This is a genomic window from Variovorax sp. AB1(2024), assembly GCF_037482385.2.
Taxonomy (GTDB): Bacteria; Pseudomonadota; Gammaproteobacteria; order Burkholderiales; family Burkholderiaceae_C; genus Variovorax.
Window position 1 is genome coordinate 5,013,415 of sequence record NZ_JBBHKP020000001.1, and the last position, 19,358, is coordinate 5,032,772.

Genomic DNA, 19,358 nt, shown 5'->3' on the forward strand with positions numbered 1-19,358 from the left:
TCCTCAGAACGCGTGGCGAATGCCGAAGTCGTAGCCGGTCGACGAACGCGGCAGGCCCGAGAAGCCCACGCCGGTGCTGCCGTAGCCCGTGGTGCTGGCCGACACCAGGCTGCCGGTGTAGTTCACGTCGTTGCGGTTGTTCACGCGCGCCACCGTCGCATACAGCGCCGTGCGCTTGGACAGGTTGTGTACGTAGCCGACCGCGAGCTTGCGTGCCAGCGGGTCTTCGCCCGTGACGCCCGCGGCGCCTTCGTTGTAGCGAACCTGCGAATACGCCACGCGGATCAGGCCGGCGCCCACAGGAACGGTCGCGCCGATCAGGTAGCCGTTGTAGCTGTCGTGCGTGTCGGCCGCGGCCGAGTAGTCGAACTTGTTCTTCACGTTCGACAGCTCGCCGAACAGCTTGACCGGACCGAAGTCGTACGAAGCGCCCAGGTTGATGGTCTGCACGCTGCGCTCCAGCGCGGCGGTGTCCACGGCGGTGCTGCGGCCCACGCCCAGCGCGATGTCCAACGGGCCGTTGGCATAGCCGAATCGTCCGCCCACGTAGCGCCCGGCGCTGCTGCTGGTCGCGGCCGTGGTGCTGGTGGCGCTGGTGCTGGTGTTCTCGGCAAAGCTGTACTGCAGCTGGCCGTAGAAGCCGCCCAGGTTCGGCGGCAGGAAGTAGCCCACCGAGTTGCTGGCGCGCACGTAGTTGGCGTTGTTGATGGTGGTGTTGCCGCTGACGGTGCTGATCACGTTGGTGCCCGAGCCGTTGGTGCCGAACGGATCGAAGACGGTGTCGTTCCAGAAGGTGGGCGTGTAGTCGCGGCCCAGGCGCAGCTCGCCGAAGCCACCCGACAGGCTCACGGTGGAGCGGCGGTTGAAGGTGGAAACGCCGGTGGCGCCGTCGTCGTTGGTGATGGGCGCTTCGAGCCAGAAGCTCGCGGCCAGGCCGCCGCCGAGGTCTTCGGTGCCGCGAAAGCCGATGCGGCTGGAGTTGTAGCCGGAGTTGCCCAGGCTCCACTTGCTTTGCTTGTTCGACAGGCCCGTGACGGTGTCGCGCGCGGTGTTCGACTGGTAGGTCACGCCGGCGTCGACGACACCGAACAGCGTGACGGACGATTGGGCAGAGGCCAGGCCGCAGACGGCCAGGGCAGCGAATGCCGTGAGGGATTTCTTCATTCAGGTTCTCCGGTTTCAGGTGTGATGCGGCCGCTCGGTATCGACCGGCTGTACGCATGGTTTCGTTCAAATCCGGAGGAAATTGGTAGATCCGTTTTCCGTCGCACCGAGTGTTGTGCGCGCACGTCAGACATGCGCCGACGCAATGAGCGAAGTCTTTGCATGGGTCCTTCAAATTTCTCCCAATTCGTTTGAAAAGATGTGCGCATGCCGAAGCCGCGACTCCCGCGAGTCGCGCAATCCTTGAAGTTCGAAGGAGCCTCACATGACCACTGCCTTGCACAAAGCCCCCTCCCGTCCCTTGCTCACGCTGGCCGGCCACGGGCATGCCCAGCCGGGATCCGACGCGCACGCACGCCGCTCGTTTTCCATCGACGACGCGCAGGCGAACAACACGGCGACCATGCTGGCCGTGCAGCAGCTCACCAGTGCATTCGGGCCCGCGTTCGGCCGCTTGCACGTGCGGCAGGACCTGGTCATTCCCATGTACGAAGGCAGCGCCGTGCCCACCGCCCGCTTCGACGTGACCCTGGTGTGCGAGGCCGGCATTTACCTGTTCGAGGTGAAGGGCTGGCGCAACGCGGTGGTCTACCGCAAGACATCGGCGCGTGCGCTGCCGCGCTGGTTCCTGCGCCAGCACGACCACGCGCTGGCACGCGAGGTGAAGGACCCCGCCTGGCAGTGCGGCCGCAAGACCACGCACCTGCGCAACCTGCTGCCGCCCGACCTGCGGGTGCAGTACTTCGTGCTGCTGCCGTGCGAGGGCGTCGAGCTCCAGGGTGTGATGCCCACCGCGGTGATCACGCCGCAGGACCTGCCGTACATCGCCCGCGTGGCGCGCAACAACGGGCACAACGACCACGGCTATCCGCTGCTCGACGATGCCGCGATCGACCGCACGCTGCGGCTGCTGGACGGCCTGCAGGGCGACCTGACGCTCGACGACCACATGCGCAACAGCCGCGAGAACAGCCGCGAGAAAAGCGCGCGCGTGCACGTGCGCCCCGCGCATCCCGGCGCGCTGAATCTGCAATGACACGATGAGCCGGATCCTGTTGGTGGAGGAAGGGCGCGACGCCGCGTCGGTGCTGCACGAAGAGCTGCACCATGCCGGCCACGAGATCGAGCACATCGATGACGGCGCCGTGGCGCTGCATCGCATCCTGACCGAGCCTCCCGCACTCACGCTGCTCGACGTGGCGCTGCCGCACGTGAGCGGGCTGCAGATCCTGGAGAAGGTCCGCGCGCGCAGCGACCACCCCATCATCATGCTCACGGCGCGCGGCGAGGAGGCCGACCGGCTGCGCGGCTTCGAGCTGGGCGCGGACGACTACGTGTGCAAGCCCTTTTCGCCGCGCGAGGTGGCGGTGCGCATCCACGTGGTGCTGCGCCGCTATGCGCAGCGCCAGCGCGTGGCGCGCCCGGTGGTGCCGATCACCTTCGGCGCGGTGCGCGGCTGCGCGATCCTCGACGGGCACTACCTGCCGCTGACGCGGCGCGAATCGCTGCTGCTGCGGGCGCTGTCGCAGGAGCCGGGGCGCGTGCTCACGCGCTCGAAGCTGCTGGAAGCAGCCTTCCCCGAGGCACTGGACGTGAACGAGCGCGTGGTCGACACGCACATCAAGAACCTGCGCAAGAAGCTCGCCACCGTCTCGGCGGCGCACGACTGGATCCGCTCGGTCTACGGCGTCGGCTTCGCATGGGAATCCCGCACCCGGCAGGACGCCTGAACCCCACCGTCCTCCTGGAACGTTCCTTTGCTCATGAAATCACGCTGGCGCGGCTGGCCGCTGCCGTCGATGGCGCTTTCGCTCATGCTCCTGCTGCACGCCCGCAGCGCCATCGCGCAGGAAACGCAGCAAAGCTGGATCGACGCCCCCATGACGCTGCGGCGCACGCCGCAACTGGCAGAAACCATCCCCCCGGCCGAGCGCGGCATGCGCCCCAGCCTGGTCGACGGCGACCGCCTCTCCGGCCGGCCCGACCTCGAGGTGGTGGTGGAAGGCGACGCATCGCTGCGGCGCGGCGAAACCCGCATCACCGCCGACCGGCTCACCTACCAGCCGCCCGGCGACCTGGCCACGGCCACCGGCAACGTGCGCCTGAACCAGGCCGGCAGCGTGTACGAAGGCCCGCAGCTGCAGCTGAAGGTCGAGAGCTTCGAGGGCTTCTTCGCGCATGTGCGCTACACGCTACTGGGAACCGGCGCGCACGGCGATGCCGAGCGCATCGACTTCGTGGATGCGAACGTGTCGGTGGCGCGGCATGCCACCTACACCACCTGCCTGCGCGAGAACTATGCCGGCTGGGTGCCCGCGTGGATGCTGAGCGCAGTGACGCTGACCACCGACAACCAGACCAACCTGGCCACTGCCACCGACGCGCAGATCAGCTTCCTGGGCCTGACCACGCCTTCGCTGCCTTCGGTGAGCTTTCCGCTGAACAACGCACGCCAGAGCGGCCTGCTGCCGCCGGTGATCGGCTTCGACACCACCAACGGCTTCGAGTACCTGCAGCCCTACTACTGGAACATCGCGCCCAACCGCGACCTCACGCTCTACCCCGAGATCATGAGCAGCCGCGGCGTGAACCTGGGCACCGAGTTCCGCTATCTGGAGAAGAACTACAGCGGCCAGATCCGCATCGACGAGATGCCTTCCGACAGCCTGCGCGACCGCAACCGGTGGGGCCTGTGGGCAAGCCACAACCAGAAGCTGGACCCCAAGCCCTTCGGACTCGATTCGCTGAGCACGTCGTTCAACATCAACCGCGTGAGCGACGACGACTACTGGCGCGACTTCTCGCACACGCCCACGCTGACCTCGCGCCAGCTCACGAACGAGGCCGACCTCAACTGGACCAAGGGCGACTGGAGCGGGCAGGCGCGCACCCTCTCCTACCAGACGCTGCAGTACGCGGCCTCGCCGATCACGCCGTCATACAACCGGGTGCCGCAGGTCACGGCCAACTACACCAAGTACGACTGGCACGGGCTGGACGTGTCGGGCACGCTGGACTACACGCGCTTCCAGGTCGACTCGGCCTATGCGCCCACGCTCAACGGCATCAAGCAGCCTGACGGCGAGCGCGTGGTGGGCAACCTGCAGATCAGCCGGCCATGGGTCACGCCAGGCGGCTACGTGATCCCGAAGCTGCTGCTGCACACGGCCTCCTACCAGCTCGCGTCGCCGCTGGCCGATGGCCGCACCAGCATCACCAGCGTGGTGCCGACGGTGAGCCTGGACAGCGGCCTGGTGTTCGAGCGCGACGCCAGCCTCTTCGGCAGCGCGTGGCGCCAGACGCTCGAGCCCCGCGCGTTCTACGTGCACACGCCCTACCGCGACCAGAGCCAGCTGCCGGTGTACGACACGGCCGCCAACGACATCAGCTTTGCCACGCTCTATACCGAGAACGCGTTCTCAGGCAACGACCGCGTGTCGGACACGAACACGCTCACCACCGGCGTGACCACGCGGCTGATCGACCCTGTCACCGGCGCGGAGTCGGCACGCTTCGGCATTGCGCAGCGCTTTCGCTTCAGCGACCAGAACGTCACGCTGCCGGGCGGCACGGCCGTGACCGATCATTCGGGCGACTTCATCTTCGGCGGGCAGGTGCACTGGAACCCGAAGTGGAGCATCGACGGCCTGGCGCAATACAACATGGACACGGGCAAGTCGACGCGCGACGCGCTCACGCTGCGCTACACGCCGGCGCAGTACCACACGCTCACGGCGGCCTTCCGCTACCAGGCGGACAGCACCACGACGGCGAACGACGGCACGAAGACGGTCGACTTCAACTGGCAGTGGCCGCTGAGCGACCTGACGGGCGGGCTGATGGGGAGCAAGTCGGCAACGGACCCGGGGCGCTGGTATGCGGTGGGCCGGTTGAGCTACAGCCTGCACGACCGTGCGTTGTCGGACAGCCTGGTGGGCGCGGAGTACAACGCCTGCTGTTGGGTGGGGCGCATCGTGCTCGAGCGGCTGGTGACGGGGCGCACGACGCCTGATACGCGGCTGATGTTCCAGATCCAGTTCAACGGCTTCGGCAACATCGGCTCGAATCCGACGAGCACGCTGCTGCAGAACATCCAGGGGTATCAGCCGCTGAACCAGTCTACGCAGCAGCCTAGCCGGTTTACGAACTACGACTGAGGGTCTTATTTAGGGTCTTGTTCAGGGCACGTGCACAGGCCGCCGGGTACTCCCCTCCGCGAATGTCCCCCGGCCTGCGGCCTCCTCCTTTATTTCGCTGCGGGGAGCACCCGGCGCCCTGCGCACAACGAGCGCCGTCGCTGTTTTGGTCGATTTGTTGGCGCTCTGCGGGACTTCGTGCCGCGCGTGTCGGCTGATTCGCGGAGTTCTTCTCTAGAGTGAATGCCCCTGTCACTCCATGCCCCACAAGGGAAGCAACACACCCACCACCCAGATGTTTGAAGGCTGCTTGCCTCGCGGCAGGTCGTCGGTGCGAAAGCAGCGATGCAGATGCGAGGTATCAAAGGCGACGGCCGGGGTGTTCGAGCACCCCGACCGTCTAACCAAGTTCGTGCAACAACCTATCAGGAACCGCACAAAAATGGCTACCAAGACTATAGCCCGGCCAACTACGCCGGTAGCTTCCGAAGACAGCGCCCAAGACCCGGCGGATCTTCTTGAAAACACCCTCTCTCAACTCGAAGCTCTCCTGTGGGTGTGCCACGGCGAAGACATCGACTGGTGCAGCGGAGATGGGCCTGGGCGGTTGGACAACCTGCTATGGCTTGCGGCTGACCTTTCCCGCAAGGCTGGAGAGCTGTTCCAGCTGAGCGAGAAAACGCGACGCGGGGCGCCAACCGCCTCGCGAACCCCACAGCCGCAGTCATCGTGCACAGGGCGCCGGGTGCTCCCCGCAGCGAAATAAAGGAGGAGGCCGCAGGCCGGGGGACATTCGCGGAGGGGAGTACCCGGTGCCCTGTGCACACCGGCCGCCCCTCTCGCGCCGGCCGATCAACAGCCAAGCCAAACGACCGCGCCCAGAACAACACGACCCCTCAAAAGATCAAGGCAGCAGTTCGAACTTCAGGTCAGCAAGCGGCGTGACCTTTTCTTCGCGCACCATCTTGTATTCGGTGTTCGGCCCGAGCCACTTGGCCCAGATGCGGTCGAGCTCGCCCGACTTCTCCAGCGCATAGAGCGCGCCATTCACCTTGGCCAGCAGCACCGGCTCGTCCTTCTTCATGCCGATGCCGATGGGCTGCAAAACCATCGGGTCCTTGATCATCTTCAGCGCCACGCCCTCGGTCTTCGACTGGTTGACCAGCTTGGTGATGGTCATGGTGTTGGCCACCATGCCGACCGACTTGTTCTGCTGCACCGCCATGAAGGCAGAGCCCGTGTCCTGGAAGGTGACCGGGTCGGAGCCGTTCATCTTGATCGACATCTCCGAAGTGGAGCCCTTGGTCGAGCTCAGGCGCTTGCCCTTGAAGTCGGCCTTGGTCGTGCCGGGGTCGGTGGCCTTCACGGCCAGCATCTCCTTGGCCACGTAGTAGGGGTCGCTGAACTGGATCTGCTCGCCGCGGCTCTTGGTGTAGGCCAGGTTGGCAATGGTCACGTCGACGCGGCCGAGCTTGACTTCGGGCACGCGCGCTTCCACCGACAGCGGCGTGACCTTGGCGGTGAGGCCCAGTTCCTTGGCCAAGGCATTGCACAGGTCGACGTCGTGGCCCACCATCTCGCGCGTCTTGGGGTCCGGTGCCGCGAACGGGGGCACGTCTGCGAAGGTGCCGCACTTGAGCTCCTTGCGCTGGCTGATGTCGCTCCACTGGTCGGCGTGCGCGAGCAGCGAGGCCGCGCTGAGACAGGTGCCGAGAACGGCGAGGCGGAAGACGGTCTTGTTCGACATGGTGGGCTCCTGGGAGATTGCGAAAAAGGGAACGACGGGTGCTGGACTCAGTGCGCGCGCAAATCCGACAGGAAGCGCTGCGCGCGCGGATGCTGCGGACTGCGAAAGAAGGTCTCGGGGTCGGCCTTCTCCAGGATGCGGCCCGCGTCCATGAACCAGATGCGGTCGGCCACCTCGCGGGCGAAATTCATCTCGTGGGTGACGCACATCATGGTCATGCCGTCATTGGCAAGCCCGCGCATCACCGACAGCACCTCGCCGACCATCTCGGGGTCGAGCGCGCTGGTGGGCTCGTCGAACAGCATGGCCGGCGGCTCCATCGCCAGCGCGCGGGCAATGGCCACGCGCTGCTGCTGGCCGCCAGACAGCTGCGCCGGGTAAGCGCCCGCCTTGCTCGACAGCCCGACGCGCTCCAGCAGCTGCCCGGCCTTGGTCTTCGCATCGGCACGCTTCACGCCGAGCACCCGCATCGGCGAGAGCATGATGTTCTCGAGCACCGACAGGTGCGGGAACAGGTTGAAGCTCTGGAACACGAAGCCGATGCGGCTGCGCAGCCTGTTCAGCGCCGCGCTGCGCATGGCCGCGTGGATGTCCTGGCCGTCGAACAGCAACTGCCCCGACTTCACTTCTTCCAGCCGGTTCACCGTGCGGATCAGCGTGGACTTGCCGGAACCGGACGGTCCGCAGACCACCACGACCTCGCCCTTCTTCACCTCGGCATTGATGTCGGCCAGCGCCTGGTAGTCGCCGTACCACTTGTTGATTTCGGAGAACAGGATCATGGTGTCGTCCTTGGCGGCCGCGGGCCGCCCTGCGGGGTGTGAAACGGGCGCGGTCATGGTTGCGTCGCCACGGGGGCCGGAAGCGGCACCTCGCCTTCGGCGGTCTTCACAGGCACGGCGCCGAGCCGCTTGTGCGCGATGCGCCGCTCCAGCCATTGCGCCAGTTGCGTGAGGCTGAAGCACACCACGTAATACGTCAGCGCCAGGATGAAGAACACCTGGAACGGCTTGGTCAGCAGCTGGTTGTTGATCTGGTTGGCCGCGAAGGTGAGTTCCTGCACGTTGATCACGTAGCCCAGCGTGGTCTCCTTGATGGTGGAGATGAACTGGCTCAGCATGCTGGGCAGCATGTTGTAGAGCGCCTGCGGCAGGATCACGAACCACATGGTGCCCAGGTGGCTGTGGCCGAGCGCGCGCGCCGCCTCGCTCTGCCCCTTGGGCAGCGAGAGGATGCCGGCGCGCACCACCTCCGACAGGTAGGCGCCCTCGTAGATCACCAGCGTGCACAGCATGGTGGTGAAGCCCGACACCTCGCGCCCGATGAGGATCGGCACCAGAAAGTACACCCACAGGATCACCATGAGCAGCGGCACGCCGCGCACCACGTACACCAGCACGGTGGCGGGCCAGCGCAGCAGCCGCCAGGGCGACAGCCGCGCCAACGCCAGCAGCACCGACAGCGGAAAGGCCAGCACGATGCCCAGCACCGAAAGAATCAGGGTGGCGACGATGCCGCCGAGCGGGCCGCTGGGGTACTGGCCCACCAGCAGCAGCAGCCAGTTGTCGCGAAGGATTTCGTAGACGCTGTACATCGCTTGCCTCGCTTACCTTGCACCGACGATGCGGTAGCGCCGCGACAGCCAGCCGCCCACGGCCATGATGAGCAGCGAGCACACCAGGTACAGCACGGTGGCCACGCTGTAGGCCTCGAAGGTGCGAAAGCTCTGGCTCTCGATTTCCTTCACCGCGTGCGTGAGTTCGGCCACGCCGATGGCCATGGCCAGGCTGCTGTTCTTGAAGAGCGACACGCTGTGGTTCACCAGCGCCGGCACCGCGTTGCGGATGGCCTGCGGCAGCATCACGAAGCGCATGGAGCCGATGTAGCCGTGGCCCAGCGCACGCGCGGCCTCGGCCTGTCCGGCCGGAATGGCGCGCAGGCCCGAGCGCATGTCCTCGCTGAAGTAGGCGGCCTGGCACAGCCCGAGCGCGACGATGGACAGCCACCTCTCGGCGTTGTTGACCGACAGCCAGCCCTGCAGCGCATCGGGCAGCAGGCTGAAGATACCGAAGTACCAGAACATGAGCTGCACCAGCGTGGGCACGTTGCGGTGGTAGGAGACGTAGCCGGCCACCACGCGCTCGGCGATGCGGCTGGGCGTGAGCCTCACCACCAGCAGCACCACGGCCATGGCCATGGCCAGCAGCCAGGAGCCGGCCGCGATCTTCAGCGTCTCCAGCAGGCCATGCAGCAGCATGGCGCCGAACTCCGGCTTCAGCAGGATCGCCAGCAGGTCGAAGTCCTTCATGCGCTGTTCCCTTGTTGCGTGGCGTGCATCGGCCGGCGGCTCAGTCGCGCGGGGTTTCCGGCCGCGTGGTCGACAGGCCGCCCGGCACCTGCAGCGTGGGCGTGATTTCCATGTGGCCCACGTTCACCGCGATGGGCGCGGCAATCGCAAAGGCGATGGCATTGGCGATGTCTTCGGCCTGCGGCAGTTCGAAGCCCTCGACGAAGCGCTTGTAGGTGTCTTCGGAGTCGCCGTGCACGTGCGCGAAGATGTCGGTGGCCACGCGCCCCGGGCAGATTTCGGTGACGCGCACGCGCTTGCCGAAGCAGTCGATGCGCAGCTGGCGCGACAGCATGCTCACCGCGGCCTTGGTCGCGTGGTAGGTGCTGTTGCCGCCGAAGTTGTAGGCCGCCGCAATGGAGCTGATGTTGACCACATGGCCGCGGTCGCGCGCCGCCATGCCGGGCACCACGAGCCGGCACAGGTGCAGCACGGCGCGCAGGTTCACGTCCACCAGCAGGTCGATGCCTTCGGCGTCGGCCTTGAGAATGGAACCGGGACGGTCCACGCCGGCGTTGTTGACCAGCACGTCGAATTCCACTTCCTTCGCGAGCCGGGTGATGCCGGCGAGGTCGCTCACGTCGATGGCGTGCGGAATGCAGCCGGTGCGCGCGGCCAGGTCGGCCAGCTTGTCGGCGCTGCGCGCCAGCGCATGGACCTTCAGGCCTTCCTTGCTGAGGCGCTCGACGACGGCGGCGCCGATGCCAGATGAGGCTCCCGTCACCAGCGCGGTCTTGTAGTCGGAAAAAGGCATGTCGGGTTCTTTCGTTGAGTGGCAGATGGCTGCCTTGGAATTCACTGTAGCCAGCGCCCGCGGGCGGCGCCAAGACGGATTGGCTGTGGAGCGATAAGCCCCCCTTATGTCGCCCGCGATCCGTGCATATGACTAAGGGTTAGCACCATGTTCGTGCCCCGGTGCATCAGCTGGTTTGCCGGGAGATGGGCACCACGCGCCCCGCCTGCTCCACCACGCCACGCACGGCGCGGGCCAGGTCGACGGCACCGGGCGTGTCGCCGTGCAGCAGGATGGAATGCACGCGCATGGGAATCTTCTTGCCGCTGCTGCTGGTGACGGTGCCTTCTTCCAGCAGCTGCCGCACGCGCGCCAGCACCGCGTCGCGCTCGTGGATGACCGCGCCGGGCAGCTTGCGCGGCACGAGCAGGCCGTCGTCGCCGCAGGCGCGGTCGGCCAGGAAGGTGGTGCGCACGCGCAGGCCGCAGCGTTCGGCCGCGTCTTCGATGGCGCGGCTGGCGGAGGTGCTGACGGTGAGCGAGGGATCGAAATCAGCCACGGCGCGCACCAGCGGTTCGGCCAGCGCGGCGTCGGCCGCGGCCATGTTGCCGAGCGCGCCGTGAAAGCTCATGTGCGTCATGCGGTGGCCCGCCGTGCGCGCCATGCCGTCGAGCGCGCTGAGCTGGTAGAGCACGTACGCCACCAGTTCCCTGGTCTCGATCTGCATCTGCCGGCGGCCGAAGCCCATGAGGTCTGGAAAGCCCACGTGCGCGCCGACGTCGACACCGCGCTGCAGCGCCATGCGCACGGTGCGGTCCATGATGACGGGATCGCCCGCGTGGAAGCCGCAGGCGATGTTGGCGGAAGAGACGATCTCGAGCAGGGCTTCGTCCTCGCCCATGCGCCAGGGGCCGAAGCCTTCGCCGACGTCTGCGTTCAGGTCGATGTCCATCGTGAATCCTTGTCTCGATCGTCAGAGGGGGTGCAGGTCGAACAGTTGGGCGCCATAGCCGACTGCGAGGCCGTCGGCCGCGAGGATGCCGTCGACGATGCCGGCTTGCGGTGCGGTGACGGGCAGCAGCAGCGGGCCGATCTTCAGCAGGCCGATGGTCTGGCCGGCTTCGACACGCTGGCCGATGCGGACCAGCGGTACGGCAGCCAGTGGATGGCTTTGCAGGAATACGCCGAGCGAAGGGGCACGGATCGGCAGCCGTTCGGGCTCGGCTTCTTCAGCGGGCAGTTCGATGATTTCGTCGCCCTGCCGGCCAAGGCGCAAGGTGCCGTTTGGCGTGCGCAGTTCGAGCAGGCCGATGTCAGTGTTGGCCAACCAGGCGGCCAGCTGGGGGGAGCGCAGTGCTGTGTCCTGCATTTTTCAGGCTTTCGCTTTTTGGTTCTCTTGTTCGGGGTGGTGCACAGGCCGCCGGGTACTCCCCTCCGCGAATGTCCCCCGGCCTGCGGCCTCCTCCTTTATTTCGCTGCGGGGAGCACCCGACGCCCTGTGTAGTGGGCACGCTGCTGGTGCTCGGCCGATCAACCGGCGCTCTGTCCAACGATCACGACGATGGGGTGCCTTGCGCAGCGAAATAAAGGAGGAGCCCGAAGGGCGGGGGACATTCGCGGAGCAAGGTACCCCGTCGGCGTGATCGGGCCCCGAAGAAAAGGACTCAGACACGAGCCGCCCCCCGATGAAGAGCCACCACACGCGCCACCTTGTCGAGCCACGCACGCACTTCGTCGAGCGCGGCCAGCGCCTCGTCCCAGGTGGTTTCGATGAAGCGCATGCGGCTGCCGATGGGTGCCTGGCCGAGACGCCACATGTCGGCCTCGATCACGGTGCCGAACTTGGGGTAGCCGCCGGAGGGTTGGGCGTCGCGCATCTGGATGATGGGCTGGCCGCTGTGGGGCACCTGGATGACGCCGGGCACGATGCCGTGGGAGCGCAGCTCCATGGGGGCGATGGGGCGCAGCGGCTCGCCGTCGAGCCTGTAGCCGTAGCGGTCGCTCTGCGGCGTGATCTTCCATTCGCCGGACCAGAAGGCGTCGCGCGAAGCGGGCTCGAAGGCCATGTATTCGGCTGCGGGCAGCACGCGCACGGCGGCCACGCCGTCGCGCGCCAATGGCAGCGCGAGCGCGGGCGGCACGAGGCCGAAGCCGGTGCGGCTGGCAGTACCGGCTCCGGCGGCGCGGAGCATGTCGCCGCGCTGCAATGCGCGCCCTTCATGGCCGCCGAATGCGCCGCGCAGCTGGGTGCTGCGCGAACCCAGCACCTCCGGCACGTCGATGCCGCCGGCCACGCACAGCATGGCGCGGCTGCCGCGTTGCGCGCCGCCTTGCGGCAGGCCGAGCGTCAGCACCTGGCCGGCGCGTGCCTGGTGCACCCACCAGGGCAACAGGGGCTGGTCGTCGAGCCTGGCGGCGCAGTCGGCGCCGGTGAGCGCGAAGGCGCAGTCCTCGCCGAAACGCACCTTGAACGGAAACACCGGCACCTCGACGGCTGCCGCGCCCAGCGCATTGCCCAGCAGCAGGTTGCCGGCGGCCAGCGCCAGGTTGTCCATGGCGCCGGAAGTGCCCACGCCCCAGCGCAGGCTGCCGGTGCGGCCCAGGTCCTGCACGGTGGCGAGCGCGGCGGAGGAAAGGATTTCGATCATCGGACGATGCCCTCCACGCGGAAGCGGATCATGTCGCCCGGCTGCAGCATGGCGGGCGGGTCTTGCGCGGGGTCGAAGAACACCATCGACGTGCTGCCGATGGTGTTCCAGCCGCTGGGGCCGGCCGATGCCGACACGCCCGTCTGCGCGCCGCCGATCGACACTGCGCCGCCCGGAATGCTCAGCACCGGCACCTTGCGTCGCGGCGTGGCGATGCGCGGGTCCATGCCGCCCAGGTAGCAATAGCCGGGATGGCTGCCGAGCGCGTACACCGGATAGAGCGGCGCGCTGTGCAGCTCGACGATGGCCTCGATGCTCAGGCCCGTTTGCGCCACCACGTCGGCCATGTGCGGGCCGCCCTCGCCGCCGTAGACCACGGGGAGTTCCACCACGCGGCCTTCGCGCGGCACGGCGGTGGCCGCGCCCCAGGCGTCGCACAGGCGCTCGCACAGCGCATCGAGATGGCGCGGCGCGCGCGTGAAGGTGAGCATCAGGTTGTTCATGCCGGGCACGGCCTCGCGCACTTCGGGCCAGCTCTCGGCTTCGTGCGCCAGCGCCCAGATGCGCTGCTGCGAAGGCAGGTCCATGTCGCCGGGCGCTTCGAACAGCAGCGCCGTGGTGCCCAGGAGGCTGATGGACGGTTCGGTACGGGATGCCTGTGGGCTCACGCCGCGCTCCTTTGCTGCAGCCAGCGTTCGAGGTGATGGATGTCCACGCCGCCCGCGGCAAAGCCGTCGTCCTGCACGAGCGCGCGGTGCAACGGCACGTTGGTGTCGATGCCTTCCACGCGCGTCTCGGCCAGCGCCAGGCGCATGCGTTCCAGCGCGTCGGCGCGGGTATGTCCGTGCACGATGAGCTTGGCGATCATGGAGTCGTAGTACGGCGGCACGCGGTAGCCGGCGCCCGCGTGCGAATCGACGCGCACACCGAAGCCGCCGGGCACCTGCCAGCCGGTGATGCGGCCCGGCGCGGGCGCGAAGGTGTCGGGGTTCTCGGCGTTGATGCGGCACTCGATGGCGTGGCCCTGGCAGCGCACGTCGGCCTGCGCCAGCGACAGGCGCTCGCCGAGCGCCATGCGCAACTGCTGCTGCACGATGTCGATGCCGGTGGTCATCTCGGTCACCGGGTGCTCCACCTGCAGGCGGGTGTTCATCTCGATGAAATAGAAGGCGCCCTTTTCGTACAGGAACTCGAAGGTGCCCACGCCGCAGTAGCCGATCTGCCGGCACGCGGCCGCGCAGCGCTCGCCCACCTCGGCCATCAGCGCGTCGTCGATGCCGGGCGCGGGCGCCTCTTCGATCACCTTCTGGTGGCGCCGCTGCAGCGAGCAGTCGCGGCTGCCCAGCCACACCGCGTTGCCGTGGCTGTCGGCCAGCACCTGGATCTCGACATGGCGCGGATGCAGCAGGAATTTCTCGATGTAGACCTCGGGGTTGCCGAAGGCCTGGCGCGCTTCCTCGCGCGTGAGAGCCATGGCGTCGAGCAGCGCGGCTTCTTCGTGCACCACGCGCATGCCGCGCCCGCCGCCACCGCCTGCCGCCTTCACGATCACCGGATAGCCGATGTCGCGCGCCAGGTCCAGCACGGCGGCCGGGTCGTCCGGCAGCGGCTCGTCGGGGCCGGGCACGCAGGGCACGCCGGCCTTGCGCATCGCGCGCTTGGCCGAGACCTTGTCGCCCATGGTGCGAATGCACGCGGCGCTGGGCCCGACGAACACGAGGCCGGCCTGCGCCACACGATCCGCGAAGCCCGCGTTCTCCGAGAGAAAGCCGTAGCCGGGATGAATCGCCTGCGCGCCGCTCACCTCGGCGGCAAACAAAATGGCGGACTGGTTCAGGTAGCTCAGGCCCGGCGCGGCAGGCCCGATGCACAGCGCCTGGTCGGCCTGCGCGACGTACATGGCGTCGCGGTCCGCCTCGGAATGCACGGCCACCGTGCGCAGGCCCAGGCCGCGGCAGGCACGCTGGATGCGCAGGGCGATCTCGCCCCGGTTGGCAATGAGCACGGTGTCGAACATGGCGCGGGCCTCCTCAGTCGAAGCGGAACAGGGGCTGTCCTGCTTCCACTTCCTGGCCCGATTGCACGAGCACCTGCCGCACGGTGCCTGTGCGGTCCGCGCGGACCTCGTTGAACATCTTCATCGCCTCGATCACGCACAAAAGCTGGCCGGCTTCCACGGCCTGAGCCGGTTGCACGAAGGGCGGCTCGCCGGGCGCGGGCTGAAGGTGCACCACGCCGAACAGCGGTGCGAGGCACTCGGCACTGGCAACCGCCGGTGCCGTTGCTCCTTCCAAGGCTTGCCGTGGCGCCTTGCGTATGCCGGACGGGCTTCGCGCAGCGGGCGCGGCGGATGCAGCCCCCAGCGCGGCCAGCTTCACCAGCCGCAGCGTGCTGCCGTTCTCGCTGTACTCCAGTTCCGCCAGGTCCGATGCGGCCAAAGCGTCGATGAGCGTCTTGATCTGTTCCTGCTTCATGCCGATGGCTGTGGTGGCCGACGCGTTCCGCGAACGCGTGACGGCATGCATGAAAGGTAACGGTCCGCGCGCCTGAAGCCAAAGACGGAATGGCTGTGCCGGGATAAGGGCGCCTTATGACGCCCGGCTCAAGACAGCGCGGCGATCCCGGGTTCGGGCGTCGACGCGACGGTGTTGGCCAGGTCGGCCACGAGTTCGAGCAGGATGTCCTTCACCGCCTGCGCGGGCTCCGACAGCGGCAGGTGGTCGGACTGGCACAGCGCCAGCGGCGCCTCGATGACAGGGTCGACGATGGGGAATTGCCAGGCGCCGCAGCTCGCGACCACCTCGCGCGCCATCGACGCCGGCAGGATGGTCGCGCCCAGCCCGTCGGCAATGGCCGCCGTGAGGGTGAAGGCGGATTCGATCTCCGCCACCACGCGCGGCACCATGCCCGCGCGCACGAAGGCCGCATCCACCAGCTTGCGCACCACGTTGTAGGGGCGCGGCAGGAAGAGCTCGATGTCGCGCAGGTCGGCCAGCTTCACCGGCTGCGAGGGCGCGGGCATGGATGCCGGGCCGACCAGGAACAGCGGCTCCTTGAGCAGCGGCAGGAAGGTGAGCCCGTGGATGGCCTTGTCGCCATACAGCACGGCCAGGTCCATGCGGCCGTTCATGATGAGTTCGCTGAGCGTGGTGCCGTAGTTCTCGTTCAGGTAGAGCAGGATGCCCGGGTGCCGCGCGCGCACCGTGCGCAGCAGCGGCAGCGAGAGCGCCGAGGCGGCGGTGCCGGGCGCGAGCCCCACGGAAACCTGGCCGGAGAGCCCTTCGCCCGCGGCCTCCATGTCGACGCGGGCCTGCTCGCACTGCCGCAGGATGATCTGCGCGTGGCGGTACAGCACCTTGCCGGCTTCGGTGGGCGTCACGCCGCGCTTGGTGCGCACGAGCAACTGCTGGCGCACCTCGCCTTCGAGCGTGGCCAGTTGCTGGCTCAGCGCGGGCTGGGCGATGAAAAGGACCTCGGCCGCCTGTGTCAGGCTGCCGATGTCCACGATCTTCACGAAATATTTGAGGCGTCGCAGGTTCACGCCTTGTCCCCAAGCAAAAGCCAAGCCTAGCATCGCGGTCGCGCGGCGGATATCGGGGCTCACCATGAGTCATAAGCTGCGCCTATACGACCAGTGCAATCTCGTCTTGGCCTCGCGGGAGCGATGTGCGTACCGTTCGGTCCATGCAAGCCACTACTTCCCGCATTGCCGCCCGCGTGCGGCGCATCAAGCCCTCGCCCAGCACCTCGGCCGCCGACCGCGCCAACGAACTGCGCAGGCAGGGCAAGTCGATCGTCAACCTCGTGGTGGGCGAGCCCGACTTCGACACTCCGCTCCACATCCGCCAGGCCGCGGCCGCGGCCATCGAGCGCGGCGCCACGCGCTACACGCTGATGGCGGGCACGGTGGAGCTGCGCGAAGCCATCGTCTCCAAGCTGGAGCGCGAGAACGGCCTGCGCTATGCGATGAACGAGATCATCGCCACCAACGGCGCCAAGAGCGCCATCTACAACGCCTTCGCGATCACGCTGGAGCCGGGCGACGAGGTGATCATTCCCGCGCCCTACTGGGTGTCCTACCCCGACATGGTGCTGGCCTGCGAGGGCACGCCCGTCACCGTGGCATGCCCCGAGGCGAACGGCTTCAAGCTGACGCCGGCACAGCTCGAGGCGGCCATCACGCCGCGCACGCGCTGGCTGCTGATCAATTCGCCGAGCAACCCGACCGGCGCGAGCTACACCGCCGCCGAATACCGCGCGCTGGCCGAAGTGCTGGAACGCCATCCGCACGTGATGGTGATGACCGACGAGATCTACGAGCACATCCGCTTCGGCGGCGAGCCGCTGCCGCACATCCTCGGGGTGGCACCGGCGCTGCGCGATCGCACGCTGATCGTGAACGGCGTCTCCAAGACCTATGCGATGACCGGCTGGCGCATCGGCTATGCAGCCGGGCCCGTGGACCTGATCAAGGCGCTGGACACGCTGCTGTCGCAGTCCACCGGCAACTGCTGCTCGGTAAGCCAGGCCGCGGCCGCCGCCGCGCTCAACGGCGACCAGGGCTTCGTGGCCGAGAGCGTGGCCGTGTACAGGCAGCGGCGCGACCGCACGCTGGCGCTCGTCAACGACATTCCCGGCCTCGGCTGCGCCACGCCGCCCGGCGCCTTCTACCTGTACATCAACTGCGGCGGCCTCATCGGCAAGACCACGCCCGAAGGCAAGCGCCTGGACGAAGACGGCGACGTGGTGATGTACCTGCTCGAAAGCGAAGGCGTTGCCGTGGTCGCGGGCACCGCGTACGGCCTGTCGCCCTACTTCCGTCTTTCCATTGCCACGTCGATAGAGACGCTGGAAGAAGGCTGCAAGCGCATCGCGCGTGCCGTGGCCGCGCTGCGCTGAAGCGTGCCGAAGAACTCACGAGGACCAGTCATGCCCTACAGAGCCATCCGCAAGAACCCGTCGGCCCCGCAAGTGGCGCCGGCCATCCTGGCCGCGCTGCAAGAGATTCCGGTGGCCGCGCTCAGCGACAACCTGCACCGCAACATCGGCAGCGTCGGCCTGCAGCCGTACCACCGCCCCGGCCACAAGACCATGGCGGGCACCGCCGTCACCGTGAAGACGCGCGGCGGCGACAACCTCACGCCCATGCGTGCCTTCGAGTTCTGCCGGCCCGGCGACGTGCTGGTGATCGACGCGGGCGGCGACATCACCAACGCAGTCATCGGCGGCATCCTGTCGTTCTATACCGCGACCATCGGCACCGCGGGCCTGGTGCTCGACGGCGCCATCCGCGACGTGGCCGAGATCCGCGAGCGCGACTACCCGGTGTACGCGCGCGGCGTGAACCATCGCGGCCCCTACAAGGACGGCCCCGGCGAGATCAACGTGCCGGTGTCGGTCGGCGGCATGGTCGTGAACCCGGGCGACATCGTGGTGGGCGACCAGGACGGACTGCTGGCCTTCTCGCCCGACGAGGCCGAATTGCTGATCGATAAGGCCCGCGCGCACCTGGAGACGGAAGCGCGCACGATCCAGGCGATGAAGGAAGGCCGCTGGGACCGCTCCTTCCTCGATGCGCTGGAAGCTCGCTGCGCCAACTGAAGCGGTCAGGCGCCTGATGCGCCTTCGCTGACCAGCGCCCACAGCGCCTCGGCCACCGGCGCCATGTGCGCTTGCTGGCGATACAGCCGGATGTCCACCGGCACGCGCCAGCCGCCCGCGCCGGCATCGGCCAGCGTGCCGCTGCGCAGGTCGTCGGCCACCAGGCTCATCGGCAGCCACGCGAGGCCGCGGCCTTCGAGCGCCATGGTGCGCAGCAGCGCGGCATGGTGGGCCGTGAAGACGATCGACAGCGACGCGGCGAAGTCCTTGCCGAACTCGCTGTCCTGCATGGCCCGCATGATCCGGCCCAGCCCCGAAGCATCGCTGTAGGCCAGCACCGAAGGCGACTGGCCTGCGCCCAGCGCGTGCAGCGGCGCGCCGTTCGCACCGGGCGCGCTCACGGGCAGCAGCACGTCTTCGCTCAGTCGTTGAACCGGGTAGCCGGTGTCGTCGAGCCGCCCCGGCGCGCCCGCGTGCCCATGGCACAGCACGAACTGCACGCGGCGCTGCAGCATCAGGTCTTCGCAGGCATACGAGCTGTCGGAGATGGTCTGGATGGGCCCCATGCTCAGGCGCGACTCCACGCCGGCGAGCCAGCGCGGAAAGAAGGTGAGCGACAGCACGTGCGTGGCGGCAAAGCTCAGGCTGGCCGCGTCCAGGTCGTGCGCGGCGCGGGCCTTGATGCGGGCGGCCTCCAGATCGGCCAGCACCTCCCGCAGCAGCGGCTGGAAGCGCTTGCCCGCCGCCGTGAGCGCCGTGGGGTGCGCGCTGCGGTCGAACAGGTCGACGCCCACCCACTCTTCCAGTGAACGGATGTGGCGGCTGAACGCCGGCTGCGCGATGGAGCGCGCCTGCGCGGCACGCGAGAAATTGCCGGACTCGGCCAGGGCCAGGAAATCTTCCAGCCATTCCAGGTCGAGCGGTCGGTTGCCAGGGCCCATGCGCAGCGCGGTTGAATAGTTGTATGCGATTCGAGTATTGG

19 protein-coding genes are annotated in these 19,358 nt (G+C 67.9%); 5 read left to right on the plus strand and 14 right to left on the minus strand.

The features are described from left to right. Positions 1-3: 3 nt before the first annotated feature. On the minus strand, positions 4-1,164 hold the full coding sequence (locus WIX39_RS23475) for a porin (RefSeq protein ID WP_106937007.1): 1,161 nt from the start codon (positions 1,162-1,164) through the stop codon (positions 4-6). 265 nt (positions 1,165-1,429) lie between these two features. Between WIX39_RS23475 and WIX39_RS23480 the strand changes: the two genes are divergently transcribed. From WIX39_RS23480 to WIX39_RS23490, 3 genes are read left to right on the plus strand one after another with little or no spacing between them, the layout of a single operon-like run. After that, a complete protein-coding gene (locus tag WIX39_RS23480) occupies positions 1,430-2,200 on the plus strand; it encodes a nuclease-related domain-containing protein (protein ID WP_106937326.1) in 771 nt (256 codons plus the stop codon). Positions 2,201-2,204: 4 nt separating this feature from the next. After that, complete coding sequence (locus WIX39_RS23485) at positions 2,205-2,894, plus strand: response regulator transcription factor (protein WP_081271335.1); 690 nt, start codon at positions 2,205-2,207, stop codon at positions 2,892-2,894. A 33-nt stretch (positions 2,895-2,927) separates the two neighbouring features. Further along, positions 2,928-5,321, plus strand: coding sequence for an LPS-assembly protein LptD (locus tag WIX39_RS23490; protein ID WP_409195970.1), 2,394 nt, complete (start codon positions 2,928-2,930; stop codon positions 5,319-5,321). 883 nt (positions 5,322-6,204) lie between these two features. On the opposite strand, the gene WIX39_RS23495 is transcribed toward WIX39_RS23490, so the two are convergent. The 12 genes from WIX39_RS23495 to nac form a co-directional block, all read right to left on the minus strand. Beyond that, the gene (locus WIX39_RS23495; protein ID WP_081271333.1) at positions 6,205-7,047 is read right to left on the minus strand and encodes an ABC transporter substrate-binding protein; all 843 of its coding nucleotides are present in this window, start codon (positions 7,045-7,047) and stop codon (positions 6,205-6,207) included. Between the two features lie 47 nt (positions 7,048-7,094). Then, a complete protein-coding gene (locus WIX39_RS23500; protein ID WP_106937732.1) occupies positions 7,095-7,829 on the minus strand; it encodes an amino acid ABC transporter ATP-binding protein in 735 nt (244 codons plus the stop codon). Between the two features lie 53 nt (positions 7,830-7,882). Further along, complete coding sequence (locus tag WIX39_RS23505; RefSeq protein WP_106937323.1) at positions 7,883-8,641, minus strand: amino acid ABC transporter permease; 759 nt, start codon at positions 8,639-8,641, stop codon at positions 7,883-7,885. A gap of 12 nt (positions 8,642-8,653) precedes the next feature. Then, a complete protein-coding gene (locus tag WIX39_RS23510) occupies positions 8,654-9,355 on the minus strand; it encodes an amino acid ABC transporter permease (protein WP_106937322.1) in 702 nt (233 codons plus the stop codon). Between the two features lie 40 nt (positions 9,356-9,395). Then, the gene (locus WIX39_RS23515; RefSeq protein WP_106937321.1) at positions 9,396-10,148 is read right to left on the minus strand and encodes an SDR family oxidoreductase; all 753 of its coding nucleotides are present in this window, start codon (positions 10,146-10,148) and stop codon (positions 9,396-9,398) included. Between the two features lie 166 nt (positions 10,149-10,314). After that, positions 10,315-11,079 carry a LamB/YcsF family protein gene (locus WIX39_RS23520; RefSeq protein WP_106937320.1) on the minus strand — a complete coding sequence of 255 codons (765 nt, stop codon included), beginning with the start codon at positions 11,077-11,079 and terminating at the stop codon, positions 10,315-10,317. A gap of 21 nt (positions 11,080-11,100) precedes the next feature. Next, the gene (locus tag WIX39_RS23525; protein WP_106937319.1) at positions 11,101-11,496 is read right to left on the minus strand and encodes an acetyl-CoA carboxylase biotin carboxyl carrier protein; all 396 of its coding nucleotides are present in this window, start codon (positions 11,494-11,496) and stop codon (positions 11,101-11,103) included. A gap of 295 nt (positions 11,497-11,791) precedes the next feature. After that, positions 11,792-12,775 carry a biotin-dependent carboxyltransferase family protein gene (locus WIX39_RS23530; RefSeq protein ID WP_106937318.1) on the minus strand — a complete coding sequence of 328 codons (984 nt, stop codon included), beginning with the start codon at positions 12,773-12,775 and terminating at the stop codon, positions 11,792-11,794. Continuing rightward, positions 12,772-13,443 carry a 5-oxoprolinase subunit PxpB gene (gene pxpB, locus WIX39_RS23535; protein ID WP_409195971.1) on the minus strand — a complete coding sequence of 224 codons (672 nt, stop codon included), beginning with the start codon at positions 13,441-13,443 and terminating at the stop codon, positions 12,772-12,774. The genes WIX39_RS23530 and pxpB overlap by 4 nt, the downstream gene beginning before the upstream one ends. After that, positions 13,440-14,792, minus strand: a complete 1,353-nt coding sequence (gene accC / locus WIX39_RS23540; protein WP_205367315.1) for an acetyl-CoA carboxylase biotin carboxylase subunit — start codon at positions 14,790-14,792, stop codon at positions 13,440-13,442. The genes pxpB and accC overlap by 4 nt, the downstream gene beginning before the upstream one ends. Before the next feature lie 13 nt (positions 14,793-14,805). Further along, positions 14,806-15,249: an acetyl-CoA carboxylase biotin carboxyl carrier protein gene (locus WIX39_RS23545; RefSeq protein WP_205367317.1), complete on the minus strand. Its 444-nt coding sequence runs from the start codon at positions 15,247-15,249 to the stop codon at positions 14,806-14,808. A gap of 128 nt (positions 15,250-15,377) precedes the next feature. Continuing rightward, a complete protein-coding gene (nac, locus tag WIX39_RS23550; protein ID WP_234382427.1) occupies positions 15,378-16,316 on the minus strand; it encodes a nitrogen assimilation transcriptional regulator NAC in 939 nt (312 codons plus the stop codon). A 143-nt stretch (positions 16,317-16,459) separates the two neighbouring features. Here nac and WIX39_RS23555 point away from each other — a divergent pair, with 143 nt between their 5' ends. After that, complete coding sequence (locus tag WIX39_RS23555; protein ID WP_205367318.1) at positions 16,460-17,674, plus strand: aspartate transaminase; 1,215 nt, start codon at positions 16,460-16,462, stop codon at positions 17,672-17,674. Between the two features lie 30 nt (positions 17,675-17,704). Then, entirely contained in the window at positions 17,705-18,376 is a 672-nt protein-coding gene (locus WIX39_RS23560) for an RraA family protein (protein ID WP_205367320.1), read from the plus strand. 5 nt (positions 18,377-18,381) lie between these two features. On the opposite strand, the gene WIX39_RS23565 is transcribed toward WIX39_RS23560, so the two are convergent. Next, positions 18,382-19,317 carry a LysR family transcriptional regulator gene (locus WIX39_RS23565; RefSeq protein WP_205367322.1) on the minus strand — a complete coding sequence of 312 codons (936 nt, stop codon included), beginning with the start codon at positions 19,315-19,317 and terminating at the stop codon, positions 18,382-18,384. Positions 19,318-19,358 lie beyond the last annotated feature (41 nt).

Coding starts and splice junctions, on each gene's coding strand:
- WIX39_RS23490 (WP_409195970.1), top strand. CDS start 2,928: ATGAAATCACGCTGGCGCGGCTGGCCGCTGCCGTCGATGGCGCTTTCG.
- WIX39_RS23565 (WP_205367322.1), bottom strand. CDS start 19,317: ATGGGCCCTGGCAACCGACCGCTCGACCTGGAATGGCTGGAAGATTTC.
- WIX39_RS23520 (WP_106937320.1), bottom strand. CDS start 11,079: ATGGACATCGACCTGAACGCAGACGTCGGCGAAGGCTTCGGCCCCTGG.
- WIX39_RS23530 (WP_106937318.1), bottom strand. CDS start 12,775: ATGATCGAAATCCTTTCCTCCGCCGCGCTCGCCACCGTGCAGGACCTG.
- WIX39_RS23510 (WP_106937322.1), bottom strand. CDS start 9,355: ATGAAGGACTTCGACCTGCTGGCGATCCTGCTGAAGCCGGAGTTCGGC.
- WIX39_RS23480 (WP_106937326.1), top strand. CDS start 1,430: ATGACCACTGCCTTGCACAAAGCCCCCTCCCGTCCCTTGCTCACGCTG.
- accC (WP_205367315.1), bottom strand. CDS start 14,792: ATGTTCGACACCGTGCTCATTGCCAACCGGGGCGAGATCGCCCTGCGC.
- WIX39_RS23485 (WP_081271335.1), top strand. CDS start 2,205: ATGAGCCGGATCCTGTTGGTGGAGGAAGGGCGCGACGCCGCGTCGGTG.
- WIX39_RS23475 (WP_106937007.1), bottom strand. CDS start 1,164: ATGAAGAAATCCCTCACGGCATTCGCTGCCCTGGCCGTCTGCGGCCTG.
- WIX39_RS23525 (WP_106937319.1), bottom strand. CDS start 11,496: ATGCAGGACACAGCACTGCGCTCCCCCCAGCTGGCCGCCTGGTTGGCC.
- WIX39_RS23560 (WP_205367320.1), top strand. CDS start 17,705: ATGCCCTACAGAGCCATCCGCAAGAACCCGTCGGCCCCGCAAGTGGCG.
- WIX39_RS23495 (WP_081271333.1), bottom strand. CDS start 7,047: ATGTCGAACAAGACCGTCTTCCGCCTCGCCGTTCTCGGCACCTGTCTC.
- WIX39_RS23505 (WP_106937323.1), bottom strand. CDS start 8,641: ATGTACAGCGTCTACGAAATCCTTCGCGACAACTGGCTGCTGCTGCTG.
- WIX39_RS23515 (WP_106937321.1), bottom strand. CDS start 10,148: ATGCCTTTTTCCGACTACAAGACCGCGCTGGTGACGGGAGCCTCATCT.
- WIX39_RS23555 (WP_205367318.1), top strand. CDS start 16,460: ATGCAAGCCACTACTTCCCGCATTGCCGCCCGCGTGCGGCGCATCAAG.
- WIX39_RS23500 (WP_106937732.1), bottom strand. CDS start 7,829: ATGATCCTGTTCTCCGAAATCAACAAGTGGTACGGCGACTACCAGGCG.
- WIX39_RS23545 (WP_205367317.1), bottom strand. CDS start 15,249: ATGAAGCAGGAACAGATCAAGACGCTCATCGACGCTTTGGCCGCATCG.